Genomic DNA, 13,266 nt, shown 5'->3' with positions numbered 1-13,266 from the left:
GTGTTGAACCCGTGTTTTGCCGCAGTGCAAAAGCCCTTCCCTTTTTCGATCAGCACACTAGGTTCGCCAAGCAAGACCCAGACCGGCAAAGAAATTCCCCGACATGATATTCAACAAAGACGTCATCGAAGCGATCGGCAACACCCCCCTCATCAAGCTGAAACGCGCGTCCGAACTGACCGGCTGCACCATTCTCGGCAAGGCCGAATTCATGAACCCGGGCCAGTCGGTGAAGGATCGTGCCGGCAAATGGATGATCCTGGAGGCCGAGAGGCGCGGCACGCTGAAGCCCGGCGGCCTCGTGGTCGAGTCGACCGCGGGCAATACCGGGATCGGGCTTGCTGTCGTGGCGAGTGCGCGCGGCTACCGCACCCTGATCGTCATTCCGGAGACGCAGAGCCAGGAAAAGAAGGACATGCTGCGGCTGTGCGGTGCCGAACTGGTCGAGGCGCCGGCGCTGCCCTTCGCCAATCCGAACAACTATCAGCATCTCGGCAGGCGTCTCGCGGAGCAGCTGCGGAAGACCGAACCGAACGGCGTGCTGTTTGCCGACCAGTGGAACAACCTCGACAATCCCAAGGCGCATTACGACTCGACCGGACCGGAAATCTGGCAGCAGACCGACGGCAAGGTCGACGGCTTCATCTGCTCGGTCGGCACCGGCGGCACGCTCGCCGGCATCAGCCGCTACCTGAAGGAAAAGAACCCGGCCATCGTCACCGCCTGCGCCGATCCGCACGGCTTCGGGATGTACGAACTGTTCAAGAATGGGCAGGTCAAATCGACGCCGGGCGATTCGATCACAGAAGGCATCGGGCTCGGACGCGTCACGCCTGTGGTCGAGACGGCGAAGGTCGACACTGCGTTCCTGATCTCCGACGAGGAAGCGGTGACCATCATCTATGAGCTTTTGGAGCACGAAGGCCTGTGCCTCGGCGGCTCGACCGGCGTCAACATCGCGGGCGCGATCCAGCTCGCCAAGCAGCTCGGCCCCGGCAAGACCATCGTCACCATCCTCTGCGACTCCGGCAACCGCTATCAGTCCAAGCTGTTCAACCCGGCCTTCATGCGCTCGAAGAACCTGCCGGTCCCGGAATGGCTGGAAAAGCGCAGCAAGATCGAGCTGCCGCTGGTCTAGGGAGCGAATGCGTCCCCGCAGACGTCATTGCGAGGAGCTATTGCGACGAAGCAATCCATGCTTCCGATGCGGAGGATTGGATTGCTTCGCGGAGCCTGTCATCCGGCGGCGCTTTGCGCCGACCGGGTGGCTCGCAATGACGGCAGAAATCACCGCAGAATCTGGCTCAGGAACAGCTTCGACCGCGCATGCTGCGGGTTGGCGAAGAATTCCTGCGGCGTGTTCGATTCGATGATCTGGCCCGCGTCCATGAAGACGACGCGGTTGGCGACCTCGCGGGCAAAGCCCATTTCGTGGGTCACGACCAGCATGGTCATGCCCTCCTTGGCAAGATCGACCATGGTGTCGAGCACTTCCTTGACCATCTCCGGGTCGAGCGCCGAGGTCGGCTCGTCGAACAGCATCACCTTCGGGTTCATGGTCAGCGCGCGGGCGATCGCAACGCGCTGCTGCTGACCGCCCGACATCTGGCCGGGAAACTTGTTGGCCTGATGCGGGATCTTGACCCGCTCGAGGAACTTCATCGCGGTGGCCTCGGCATCCTTCTTCGGGATGTTGCGCACCCAGATCGGCGCCAGCGTGCAATTGTCGAGCACGGTGAGATGCGGGAACAGGTTGAAGCTCTGGAAAACCATGCCGACCTCGCGGCGGACTTCGTCGACACGGCGAAGGTTCGGGCCGAGGTCGATGCCGTCGACCACGATCTCACCCTCCTGGAATTCCTCCAGCGCGTTGATGCAGCGGATCAGGGTCGACTTGCCCGAACCGGATGGGCCGCAGATCACGATGCGCTCGCCCTTGCCGACCTCCAGGTTGATGTCGCGCAGCACGTGGAAGTCGCCGTACCATTTGTTGAGAGCGGAAATGTTGACGATCGGGGTTGTGGACATGGTGACCTTGTTCAGTGGCGGCGGTGAGCGTTGAGCCGGTTTTCGACGAACAGCGAGTAGCGCGACATTCCAAAGCAGAACACGAAGTAGATCATTCCAGCGAAGGCGAAGCCGGTAAAGGCCGTGGTCGGCGTCGACCAGGTCGGATCGGAGAACGTCGCGTGCAACGATCCCAAGAGGTCGAACAGTGCGACGATCGAAACCAGCGAGGTGTCCTTGAACAGGGCGATGAAGCTGTTGACGAGACCCGGAATGACGTGGCGCAGCGCCTGCGGCATCACGATCAGCGACGTGGTCTTCCACCAGGACAGGCCGAGCGCGCTCGCCGCCTCGCCCTGCCCGCGCGGGATTGCGGCAAGGCCGCCGCGCACCACCTCGGCCTGATAGGCGCCGGCAAACAGCGCAATGCCGATCAGCGCGCGGACCAGCCCGTCGACGTTGAAGTTGCCCGGCAGGAACAGCGGCAGCATGTAGGTTGCGAAGAACAGCACGGTGATCAGCGGCACGCCGCGCCAGAACTCGATGAAGGCGATCGAGAATATCCGGATCAGCGGAATGGTCGAGCGGCGGCCCAGCGCCAGCGCGATCCCGATCGGCATCGAGGTGACGATGCCGGTGACCGACACCACCAGCGTCACCAGGAGGCCGCCCCACAGCCTGGTGTCGACGATAGGCAGTCCGCCGCGGTCGAGCCCCATCAGCTTGATCACGATCGCGATGCCGGCGAAGCTCGCCAGGCTCCCGAGCAGCGCCCGTTGTCCGGTTCGCATGCCGCCGCCGAGGAAAAACAGGATCAGCGAGACGATCGCCGTGGTCAGCAGGAAGTCGAACCACAGCGGCTGGATCGACATCTGGAGCTGCTCGCGCAGCCAGGTCAGCGGAAAGATCAGCCAGCCGATCAGGCTGCCGACGAGCACGATGATATTGCCGACGGCCCACAGCAGCGGCCCGATCGCCGAACTCCGGCTGAGATTGACCAGCGCCCGACCGGCATTGACGATGCTGTCGTCGAACAGCTGCAACAGGCTCGCGACCCAACTGACGCCGAAGCCGGCTAGTCCGCCGCCGCGCAGCAGGAAGAAGGCGACCGCCGGGAACGCGAAGAAGAACAGACCCGCATTCAGGCCCTTCGCCGGCAGGCGCGGAATAAGGAGTGGCAGCAACAGGACGGCCGCAAGGACGAAGGTCAGGTTGACGCGCCAGCGTTCGGCTTCCGGATAGAAGCCGTAGATCAGCTGGGTGAGCTTGGCCTGGATGTAGGGCCAGCAGGCGCCGACCTGACGGCCGGCGGTCTCGGCGAGACACGCATTGCGATCCTTGCCGCTCCAGACCGCATCGACCAGCAGGAACTTGAACGCGGGAACGATCGTGTACCAGAGCAGCCCCAGCGCCAGGATCGTCAGCAGGATGTTGGTCGGCGAATTCAACAGCCGCGTGCGGACGAAACCGACGAGGCCGGTGGTCTTCACCGGCGCCCGGCGTTCAGGCACCAGGTCCTGCCGGACGAAGGATGACGCGGTGGCGTCGGTCATGCCCCAAGGCTCCGGTTGATGCGCCAGCCATAGACGCTCATGATCGCGCTGGTGACCAGCGAGATCAGCAGGTACACGCCCATGGTGATGGCGATGATCTCGATCGCCTGGCCGGTCTGGCTCAGCGTCGTTCCGGCGAATACCGAGACCAGGTCGGGATAGCCGATCGCGACCGCCAGCGACGAATTCTTGGTCAGGTTGAGGTACTGGTTGGTCAGCGGCGGAACGATGACGCGCATCGCCTGCGGCACGACGATCAGCCGCAAGGTGGTGCCGCGCGACAGGCCGAGCGACGAGCCGGCTTCCATCTGTCCCCTATGGACCGACAGAATACCGGCGCGAACGATCTCGGCGATGAACGCCGCCGTATAGGTCGACAGCGCAACCGCCAGCGCAACCAGCTCCGGAATCACCCGCGCGCCGCCGGCGAAGTTGAAGCCCTTGAGTTGCGGCAGCTCGAAGGTCACCGGCAGCCCGAACACCAGCATCGTCACCAGTGGCAAGCCAGCGAGCAGGCCGAGTACATAGGGCCAGATCCGGATCGCCTGCCCGCGTTGAAACAGCGCCCGCCTCGCATAGCCGCGCAGCGCCAGCGCGCCTGCGACGCCAATCGCGAGCGCGATCAGAAGCGGATCGAGCCCGGGCTCGCCGATCGGCCGCGGGATCACCAGCCCGCGATTGGAGAGGAAGAAGGCGTTGAACAGCGAGATGCTCTGGCGCGGCCCCGGCAGCGCCGCCAGCACCGCGAGGTACCAGAATAACAGCTGGAACAGCAGCGGCAGATTGCGGACGATCTCGACATAGATCTCGCCGAGCCGCGCCAACAGCCAGTTCGGCGACAGCCGGCACAGCGCAATGATGAAGCCGATGATGGTGGCGAAGACGATGCCAATGCCCGCAACCAGCAGCGTGTTGAGCAGGCCGACGAAGAACACCCGCGTATAGGTGTCCGACCCCGAATACGGGATCAGGTTCAGGCTGACATCAAAGCCCGCATTGTTTTTGAGAAACCCGAACCCGGAGGCAATGCGCTGCGTCTCCAGGTTGGCGCGGGCATTGGCCACGATCTCATAGGCGACCCAGGCCAACACCGCCGCGAACACGATCTGCACGGCAAGGCCAGTCCAGCCGGACTGGCCGCCGAGCGCGCGCTTCAGGCGGAAGATGAACTGCAGCGGTGGTTTTCGGGGCTCGGTCGTCATCGCCGCAGCCGCCTCGTCGCCGATCAGCGGATCGGAGGCGCGTACTGGATGCCGCCCTTGTTCCAGAGATTGTTGAGCCCGCGTGCGATCTGCAGCTTCGATCCGACGCCGACGTTGCGATCGTACATCTCGCCGTAATTGCCGACGGCCTTGATGATGCGGGAGAACCAGTCCTTGGTCAGGCCGAGCTGCTCACCGAGATTGCCGTCGGTGCCGAAGGCGCGCTTGAGGTCGGGCTTGTCCGACTTGGCCATCTCGTCGACGTTCTTCTGGGTAACACCGAGTTCCTCGGCATTGATCTGGGCGAACAGCGCCCACTTCACGATGTCGAACCACTGGTCGTCGCCATGGCGAACCATCGGGCCGAGCGGCTCCTTGGAGATGATCTCGGGAAGCACGACGTGGTCGGCCGGGTTGGCGAGCTTCAGTCGCTGCGCATAGAGCTGGGACACGTCGGAGGTGAACACGTCGCAGCGGCCGGTCTCGTAGGCCTTCACGGTCTCGTCGGCACCGGCGAACGCGATCACCTCGTACTTCATGTTGTTGCCCTTGAAGTAGTCGGCGAGGTTCTGCTCGGTCGTGGTGCCGGTCTGCACGCAGACCGACGCGCTGTTCAGCTCCAGCGCCGAGTTCACCTTCAGCGACTTCTTCACCAGAAAGCCCTGCCCGTCATAATAGGTCACGCCGGTGAAGTTGGCGCCGAGCGAGGTATCGCGCGACAGCGTCCAGGTGGTGTTGCGCGACAGCACGTCGATCTCGCCCGACTGCAGCGCGGTGAAGCGATCCTTGGCCGACAGCGGCACGAACTTGACCTTGGACGGATCGTCGAAGATCGCCGCCGCGATGCCACGGCAGATGTCGACGTCGATGCCGGTCCAGTTCCCCTTGTCGTCCGGCGACGAGAAGCCCGGCAGGCCGCCGCTGACGCCGCAGGACAGCTGGCCTCGGTCCTTGACCGTCTTGAGGGTTTGCGCCGAGGCGGCCTGGACCGACAGGGCGGCGGCAGCGGCAAGGGTGACAGCCAGGGTTACGCGTTTCATGGGCGGGGCCTTTCAAGGTCGTCCGGTGGACGTTTGCATTGTGATCGCCTCGCGTTCACGGGCCATCCCAATGATCCCTTGCAGCAAAAATGCCGATTTGACCGGCAGTTTGACTTGCAAACCGGTCAGGCAACGGATCGTAGGTCGCGGCAGGCCCCTCAACGTGCGGCGACTGGTAGTTGCGCAGCATCACATAGCGACTGACGAGCCGGGTCAAGGGGTTGACGCATGTCTTCTACCTCTTGTTAGTAACACCTCCCGGCCCGGCCCCGTCTTCCCGGCGCGGTACGGCTGCGGCAAAGAGTCTAAAGTTTAACGGCAGCGCTCCATGATCTCCTCCGACGGCTCCACGCCCTCCCACCCGCAACAGGCCGCCACCCGCCTGGTCACGGCCGGCCGCGACACCAAGGCCCAGAAGGGCTTTGTCAATCCGCCGGTGTTTCACGGCTCTACCGTGCTCTATCCGACCGCGGAGGACCTGCACGCCCATCGCGCCGAATTTACCTATGGCCGCCACGGCAGCCCGACCACGCGGGCGCTACAGGACGTGCTGATGGCGCTGGAAGGGCCGCAATGCGCCGGCGTCGGCCTTGCCCCGTCGGGACTGGCGGCGATCAGCACCACGCTGCTCGCCGTGCTCAAGACCGGCGATCACCTCCTGGTGTGCGACAATGCCTATCGGCCGACCCGCAATTTCTGCGACAACATGCTCAAGCGCTACGGCATCGAGACCAGCTATTTCGATCCGCTGATCGGCGCCGGCATCGAGACGCTGTTCAAGCCGAACACCCGCGCGGTGCTGATCGAAGCGCCCGGCTCGCAGACGTTCGAGATGCCGGACGTGCGGGCGATATCGGCCGTGGCGCACGCCCGCGGCGCGCTCATGATCGACGACAACACCTGGGCGACGCCGCTCTATCACCGCTCGCTCGAACAGGGCGTCGACATCAGCATGCAGGCCGGCACCAAATATATCGGCGGCCACTCCGACATCATGTTCGGCACCATCGCAGCCAATGCGAAAGCCTGGCCGCTGATCCAGGAGGCGATCCGCCTGCTCGGCGTCTGCGCCGGCCCCGACGACGTCTATCTCGCGCTGCGCGGGGTTCGCACGCTATCGGTGCGGCTTGCGCAGCACCACCGCTCCGGACTCGAGATCGCGCGCTGGCTCGGCGCGCGGCCCGAGGTCGATCGCGTGCTGCACCCTGCCCTCGACACCGATCCCGGGCACGCGATCTGGAAACGCGACTTCACCGGCGCCTCCGGGCTGTTCAGCATCGTGCTGAAGCCGGTGCCACAGACCGCGGTCGATGCAATGCTGAACACGCTCACTTTGTTCGGCATGGGCTTTTCCTGGGGCGGCTTCGAAAGCCTCGCCATCCCGTTCGACTGCAGCGACTATCGCACCGCGACCAAATGGTCGCCGGGCGGGCCGACGCTGCGGCTGCATATCGGGCTCGAGAATCTCGACGACCTCAAGGCCGATCTCGACCGTGGATTTGCGGCGTTGAAGGCCGCGCTCTGATCCTCGCGCCCTGCCACGTTAGACGACATTAACCACGCTCCACCGGCGCTGACGCCGCGTTGCGACCAACGTCGTACGCCTTAAGCACGCGCGATCTCCGGGATTCTGCGGAGATGCAACAGCGCCGATAACTCGCCGTTCACCATCCCCACCAATCCCTTAATTGTCCGGACCTTCCATCAAGTTCCCTTATACTTTTGCGGCCGTAGTGATGCCTCGGGAAGGGCTGTCAGTGCCGCAAGGACGCGATTGCCCTGTGTGAAGGGCATTCAGACAATCGCATGAAAACGGCACGCATCGTGGTCCTCGGCATCGCCGGCGTCGCAGGCCTCGCGGCCATGTATCTCGCGAGCGTTGGCGATCGCAAACCGGCGCCGGTCGCGCCGCCCGTCGCGCAACTGCCGACCGTCGAAGTGCTGGTCGCTAAGTCCGACATCGGGCTCGGTCAATCGGTCAAGGCCGAAGACATCCAGTGGCAGCGCTGGCCGGCCGAAACTGCAAGCAGCGCGTTCATCCGTCACGACGCCAACGCCAATGCCATGAACGACATCATCGGTTCGATCGCACGCGCGCCCTTCATCGTCGGCGAACCGATCCGCGAGCAAAAGCTGGTCAAGGCCAACGGAAGCGGCTTCATGGCCGCGATCCTGCCCTCCGGCATGCGCGCGATTTCCACCGAAATCTCGCCGGAGACGGGCGCCGGCGGCTTCATTCTGCCGAACGACCGCGTCGATGTGATCCTGTCGCGTCGCGACAAGAATCCCGATCAGCAAGGCGGCCGCGATATCGTCACCACTGAAATCCTGCTGTCCAACGTCCGCGTGCTGGCGATCGACCAGGCGCCGAAGGAGAAGGACGGCAACAACTCCCTCGTCGGCAAGACCGTGACCCTCGAGCTCAAGCCCGAACAGGCCGAGACGCTGGCGCGCGCCCGGCAGAGCGGAACGCTGGCGCTGGCGCTGCGCAGCATCGCCGACGTCAACGAGCAGACCGACGAGACCAGAGACCATGCCCCGAAGCGGGGCGAGAGCATCAAGGTGGTGCGCTTCGGCATCCCGAGCTCTCTGACGACACAGAAGTGATGGGGGCTTCGATATGACGACGGGTGCGAAACAAATGGCGACGTCGACCACGCTGGTCCGCGCGCTGTCATTGTCGGCGATCACCGCGCTGATGCTGATCCCTGCCCTTGCCAGCGCGACCGATCCCGACAAGAACGCGGATGTCGCGGTGACGAGCAGCATCGCCGCCAAGACGCGCTCCGTCTCGCTCGGCGTCGGCAAGTCGGTCGTGGTCGACCTGCCGCGCGAGGCCAAGGACGTTCTGGTCGCCGATCCCAAGATCGCCAACGCCGTGATCCGCTCGGCGCAGCGCGCCTATATCATCGGCGCGGCAGTCGGCCAGACCAACGTGGTGTTCTTCGACGCCGACGGCAACCAGGTCGCCTCCTACGACATCGCGATCAAGCGCGACCTTAACGGAATGCGCGCCGCGCTGAAGCAGATGCTGCCCGGCGTCCAGATCGAGGGCGTCGGCGACAGCGTCGTCCTGACCGGCACGGTGGCAAGCCCGGTCGAGGCCCAGCAGGCCGGCGACATCGCCGCCAAACTGGTCGGCAGCGCCGACAAGGTCGTCAATTCCATCGTGGTCCGCGGCCGCGACCAGGTGATGCTGAAAGTCACCGTCGCCGAAGTCCGCCGGGACGTCGTCAAGCAGCTCGGCGTCGACCTCAGCGCCAACATGAACTACGGCACCGCCGCGGTGGTCTTCAACAACGCCAACGCCTTCACCGCCAATAACGGTGCGCTCGCCCCCAACAACGGGCTGACGGGCGCAGCCCTGAACAAGCTCGGCGTGCCGACCGTCACCGCGACGCTGCGCGCGATGGAGAGCGCGGGCGTGGTCAAGACGCTGGCCGAGCCCAACCTCACCGCGATCTCCGGCGAGTCGGCGACCTTCATTTCGGGCGGCGAGTTTCCGATTCCGACCGGCGTCACCTGCCAGACGACGACGTCGGGCACGATCGGCAATTGCGTGCAGACCGTCAGCTTCAAGAAGTTCGGCATCTCGCTCAACTTCACGCCGGTGGTGCTGACCGAGGGACGGATCAGCCTGAAGGTGATGACCGAGGTCTCCGAAGTCTCGATGGAGAACGCCCTGACCGGCGGCCAGAACGGCACGACCATTCCCTCGATCAAGACCCGCCGCGCCGACACCACGCTGGAGGTGCCCTCCGGCGGCTCGATCGCGATGGCCGGTTTGATCCAGGAGCAGACCAAGCAGGCCATCAACGGCATGCCCGGCGTCGATCAGATCCCGATCCTCGGCCAGCTCTTCCGGAGCCAGGACTTCGTCAACAACGAGACCGAGCTCATGGTCATCGTGACGCCCTACGTGGTGCGCGCCGTTGCGCAGAAGGAGCTGTCCCGTCCCGACGACGGATTTGCCCCGGCTTCCGACGCGCAGTCGGCACTGCTGGCGCGCGTCAATCGCATCTACGGCGTCGCCGCCCGCAGCGAGCCGATCGGCGCCACGCCGGTCAATTTCGGCTTCATCATCGACTGAGGCGCGGACCTGAAGGGGTTGGGGGATCCTATGATGACACGCAACACACAAGCCGGTCGTGCCAGGACGCTGTCGCTGTTGGGCGCCCTCGTCGTCAGCGCGATCGCGCTCGGCGGCTGCAATCTGACGGGCGACAATCTTGCCACCGGCACCGTGGGCGACGACTACCGGCAGCGGCATCCGATCGCGGTGACCGAGGGCGAGCAATCAATCGTCGTCTTCGTCGGCCGCGCCCGCGGCAACCTCACCGAAGCGCAGCGCGACGACGTCATGGGGCTGGCGCGCACCTGGCGCCGCGAAGGCACCGGCGCGATTGCGATCGACGTGCCGGCCGACAGCTCGAACTCGCGCTCGGCACAGGCTGTGTATCAGGAGATCCGCGGCCTGCTGGCGTCGATGGGCGTACCCGCCCATGCCATCACCAAGCGCTCCTACCATCTCGATGATCCGCGCGCGCTTCCGACCATTCGGCTGAGCTATCCGAAGATGGCCGCCGTCGCCGGTCCCTGCGGAGTGTGGCCGAGCGACCTCGGTCCCTCGATCTACAATCCGAACTACAACCAGAACAAGCAGTACGACAATTTCGGCTGCGCCACGCAGCGTAATCTTGCCGCGATGGTCGCCAATCCGTCCGACCTCGAACAGCCGCGAACCGAGACCGCAGCCTATACGCCGCGCCGTACGATCGCGTTCGATAAATACCGCAAGGGTGAGTCGACCGCGACCGCCTACCCCGAAGCCGAGAAAGCCAAGCTGAGCGACGCCGCGAAATGACCGAACAACAAGACGAGCCGCAGCACGCCAACGATTACATCGCGCCGGCGCCGCGGATTTCCGTGCAGGCGTTCTGCGCAAGCGTCGCGACCGCCGCGAACGCACGCGCGGCTGCCGACGACCGCCGGCTCGCCAAGGCTCATCTCTCGGTCCATATGGGCGGCATCGCCGCGGCGATCGACGCCTACCACAAGGCGCCGACGCCCAACGTCATCATGCTCGAGACCGAGCCGGATCATGATTTCCTCGCCGGTCTCGACGAGCTCGCCACGGTCTGCGATCCCGGCACCCGCGTCGTGGTGCTCGGCACGGCCGGCGAGACTGCGCCATATCGCGAATTGGTCCGGCGCGGCGTCAACGACTACGTCATCGGGCCGGTCAAGGTGCTCGACATCGTGCGCTCGATCTGCAGCCTGTTCTCGGCCTCCGAAGCGGTCTCGGTCGGCCGCCTGATCGCGGTCGCGGGCGCCAAGGGTGGCGTCGGCGCCTCGACCATTGCCCACAATGTCGCCTGGACCATCGCACGCGACCTCGGGCTGGATTCGGTCGTCGTCGATCTCGACCTCGCCTTCGGTACGGCCGGCCTGGACTACAATCAGGACCCGGTGCAGGGCATCGCCAACGCCGTGTTCTCGCCCGAGCGTCCGGACTCTGCCTTCATGGAACGCCTGCTCGCAAAGTGCGGCGATCATCTCAGCCTGCTGGCGGCGCCGGCCACCCTCGACCAGGTCTACGATTTCGGCGCCGAGGCGTTCGATGCCATCTTCGATACGATGCGCATGACGACGTCCTGCATCGTGCTCGACGTGCCGCATCAATGGACCGCCTGGACCAAACGCGTGCTGGTCGGTGCCGACGATATCCTGATCGTGGCCGAGCCCGACCTCGCCAACATGCGCAACACCAAGAACATGATGAACCTGTTGAGGACCGCGCGTCCGAACGACCGCCCGCCGCTCTACTGCCTGAATCAGGTCGGCATGTCGAAGCGACCCGAGATCGAGGTCAAGGATTTCGCCAAGACGATCGAGAGCCAGCCGATCGCGGCGATCCCGTTCGACTGCAGGCTGTTCGGTGAAGCCGCCAACAACGGCCAGATGATCGCGGAAGTCTCCGCGCGTCACCGCACCACAAGGACTTTCCTGCAGATCGCGCAGCGCCTCACCGGCCGTCCCGATCTCGCCGAAGCCCGCGAGTCGTTCCTGTCGCCGATCCTCAGGAAGCTGCAGTCGCGCCGAAATGACGGGCGCCGGGCCGCCGGCTAGCGTCCCGCTAGCGCTCTAGTCGCGGCGACTGGCTGCGACCGGGATCTTCTCGGCGTCGGTGCGGCTCGCATCCCTGCGCGCCAACAGTCGCTTCAGCGCGGCGACGTTGGCTGAGCCCTGCTCCGCCGGCAAATCGGCCTTCATGATGGTTTCCGCATCGGACTGGCGGCCCTGCAAGCCAACCACGACGGCGAGATTGGTTCGCACCCGCATGTCGCCGGGGGCGCGCTCCCGCGCGCGGCGCAGCGTCTCCTCGGCCTTCGGCAGGTCCTTCGACAGCAGATAGGACAGCCCGATATTGGAGAGCACTGACGGATCGTCAGGCACGATCTTCAGCGCACTCGCATAATACTGCCGCGCCTCGTCGTGGCGATCGAGTTGGTCGAGCACGGCGCCCTGCGCCGACAGGATGCGCCAGTCCGGATCTTCCGGGGTATGCGCGCGCCCGAGCACGTCGAATGCCTGCTGGAAATTGCCGTTGTCGGCGAGCGCCCGTCCGTAACCCGCGAGCAGCGCCTTGTTGCTGGGCTGCGCCAGCACCGCCTGCTCCATGACGGCGACCGCCTGGGCCCGCTGGCCGGTGGCGCGCAGCGCCCGGGCGTATTTCAGCGCGGCGTCGGTGTCTTTCGGGTTGGCGCGGACCCGCTCGTGGTAGGTCGCGATGTCGCGCCGCGGATCGGCCGGGGCCGGCGTGGCCTCCGCCGTGTCGCCCAATGAGCCGGTGATGTCAGACGGGCCGGAGGTTTGACAGGCAGACAACCCGATCAGCAGGATCGCAGCAGATACCGTGCCCGCGAGACGGCGCACGCGGCCTGAGGGTCGGGGGAATTTCTCAAACATAAAGCGAGACTCGGAACGGCGAAGGTTCCGGGATGCTCACAGCTTAACCCTAAGGTCCGGTTAAGGATGCCATCATGTCGCCGTCATCCGGCCCAGATGCGGTGCCGGACGCCTGGCGAGACAGCAGCCAAATGGCTGATTCAGTCGACGAACTGGGCGCCGAACTCGTGCCCGATTTGCCAGGCCAGCCGGCACTGACGCGGACTGCCGCTCGACAGGATGATGGTAAATTCCGGCGGGATCTCCAGATATTCGGCGATCACCTTGACGCCGCCGGCCGAAATATCCGTGATCATGCAGTCGCGTGGCAGCGACCCTGTGCCCAGCTGAATTTTGGCGACGCTCCGGCACGGGCGGCGTTCGCTCTTGCGGCGATTCATAAACATTCTGATCCCCAAGCCTTTCTGGGCAACTTCCTGGCCTATCGTCATAGCGGGGAAAGATTGGAAACTGCCTAGCGGAACCCATCGCAATTGAGCGGTCGCGTTCGAGATT

At 64.8% G+C, this 13,266-nt stretch carries 13 protein-coding genes; 6 read left to right on the top strand and 7 right to left on the bottom strand.

The window, feature by feature from the left end; translation table 11 throughout:
• Window positions 1-103 precede the first annotated feature (103 nt).
• Complete coding sequence (locus tag Q2M23_RS03790) at window positions 104-1,138, top strand: cysteine synthase A (RefSeq protein WP_076828754.1); 1,035 nt, start codon at window positions 104-106, stop codon at window positions 1,136-1,138.
• Window positions 1,139-1,287: 149 nt separating this feature from the next.
• On the opposite strand, the gene Q2M23_RS03785 is transcribed toward Q2M23_RS03790, so the two are convergent.
• From Q2M23_RS03785 to Q2M23_RS03765, 5 genes are read right to left on the bottom strand one after another with little or no spacing between them, the layout of a single operon-like run.
• A complete protein-coding gene (locus tag Q2M23_RS03785) occupies window positions 1,288-2,028 on the bottom strand; it encodes an amino acid ABC transporter ATP-binding protein (RefSeq protein WP_028331915.1) in 741 nt (246 codons plus the stop codon).
• Window positions 2,029-2,039: 11 nt separating this feature from the next.
• Complete coding sequence (locus Q2M23_RS03780) at window positions 2,040-3,560, bottom strand: ABC transporter permease subunit (RefSeq protein ID WP_316394282.1); 1,521 nt, start codon at window positions 3,558-3,560, stop codon at window positions 2,040-2,042.
• On the bottom strand, window positions 3,557-4,762 hold the full coding sequence (locus Q2M23_RS03775; protein WP_141340598.1) for an amino acid ABC transporter permease: 1,206 nt from the start codon (window positions 4,760-4,762) through the stop codon (window positions 3,557-3,559). Before Q2M23_RS03775 ends, Q2M23_RS03780 begins: the two co-directional genes overlap by 4 nt.
• Window positions 4,763-4,785: 23 nt before the next feature.
• Window positions 4,786-5,802, bottom strand: a complete 1,017-nt coding sequence (locus Q2M23_RS03770; RefSeq protein ID WP_316394279.1) for an amino acid ABC transporter substrate-binding protein — start codon at window positions 5,800-5,802, stop codon at window positions 4,786-4,788.
• A gap of 55 nt (window positions 5,803-5,857) precedes the next feature.
• Window positions 5,858-6,019, bottom strand: a complete 162-nt coding sequence (locus tag Q2M23_RS03765) for a hypothetical protein (RefSeq protein ID WP_316394277.1) — start codon at window positions 6,017-6,019, stop codon at window positions 5,858-5,860.
• A 111-nt stretch (window positions 6,020-6,130) separates the two neighbouring features.
• On the opposite strand from Q2M23_RS03765, the gene metC reads away from it, so the two are divergent.
• The 5 genes from metC (at window position 6,131) to Q2M23_RS03740 (ending at window position 11,931) form a co-directional block, all read left to right on the top strand.
• The gene (gene metC, locus Q2M23_RS03760; protein ID WP_316394275.1) at window positions 6,131-7,327 is read left to right on the top strand and encodes a cystathionine beta-lyase; all 1,197 of its coding nucleotides are present in this window, start codon (window positions 6,131-6,133) and stop codon (window positions 7,325-7,327) included.
• A gap of 281 nt (window positions 7,328-7,608) precedes the next feature.
• The gene (gene cpaB / locus Q2M23_RS03755) at window positions 7,609-8,409 is read left to right on the top strand and encodes a Flp pilus assembly protein CpaB (protein ID WP_057016555.1); all 801 of its coding nucleotides are present in this window, start codon (window positions 7,609-7,611) and stop codon (window positions 8,407-8,409) included.
• Window positions 8,410-8,443: 34 nt separating this feature from the next.
• Window positions 8,444-9,892 carry a type II and III secretion system protein family protein gene (locus Q2M23_RS03750; protein ID WP_038377148.1) on the top strand — a complete coding sequence of 483 codons (1,449 nt, stop codon included), beginning with the start codon at window positions 8,444-8,446 and terminating at the stop codon, window positions 9,890-9,892.
• Window positions 9,893-9,925: 33 nt separating this feature from the next.
• The gene (locus Q2M23_RS03745) at window positions 9,926-10,666 is read left to right on the top strand and encodes a CpaD family pilus assembly protein (RefSeq protein ID WP_253590199.1); all 741 of its coding nucleotides are present in this window, start codon (window positions 9,926-9,928) and stop codon (window positions 10,664-10,666) included.
• Window positions 10,663-11,931, top strand: coding sequence for a CpaE family protein (locus tag Q2M23_RS03740; protein ID WP_057016553.1), 1,269 nt, complete (start codon window positions 10,663-10,665; stop codon window positions 11,929-11,931). The genes Q2M23_RS03745 and Q2M23_RS03740 overlap by 4 nt, the downstream gene beginning before the upstream one ends.
• Window positions 11,932-11,946: 15 nt before the next feature.
• Here the strand turns inward: Q2M23_RS03740 and Q2M23_RS03735 are convergent, their stop codons facing one another.
• Together Q2M23_RS03735 and Q2M23_RS03730 are read right to left on the bottom strand one after the other, a co-directional pair.
• Window positions 11,947-12,771 (bottom strand): tetratricopeptide repeat protein, encoded by an 825-nt coding sequence (locus tag Q2M23_RS03735; protein ID WP_316394272.1) that lies wholly within the window; start codon window positions 12,769-12,771, stop codon window positions 11,947-11,949.
• A gap of 140 nt (window positions 12,772-12,911) precedes the next feature.
• The gene (locus Q2M23_RS03730) at window positions 12,912-13,157 is read right to left on the bottom strand and encodes a PilZ domain-containing protein (RefSeq protein ID WP_076828746.1); all 246 of its coding nucleotides are present in this window, start codon (window positions 13,155-13,157) and stop codon (window positions 12,912-12,914) included.
• Between the last annotated feature and the right edge of the window lie 109 nt (window positions 13,158-13,266).

It is taken from the genome of Bradyrhizobium sp. 33ap4 (genome assembly GCF_032654765.1).
Lineage (GTDB): Bacteria > Pseudomonadota > Alphaproteobacteria > Rhizobiales > Xanthobacteraceae > Bradyrhizobium > Bradyrhizobium australafricanum.
Note: the sequence above shows the minus strand (reverse complement) of the source record. Positions and strands in the feature narration are given on the sequence as shown.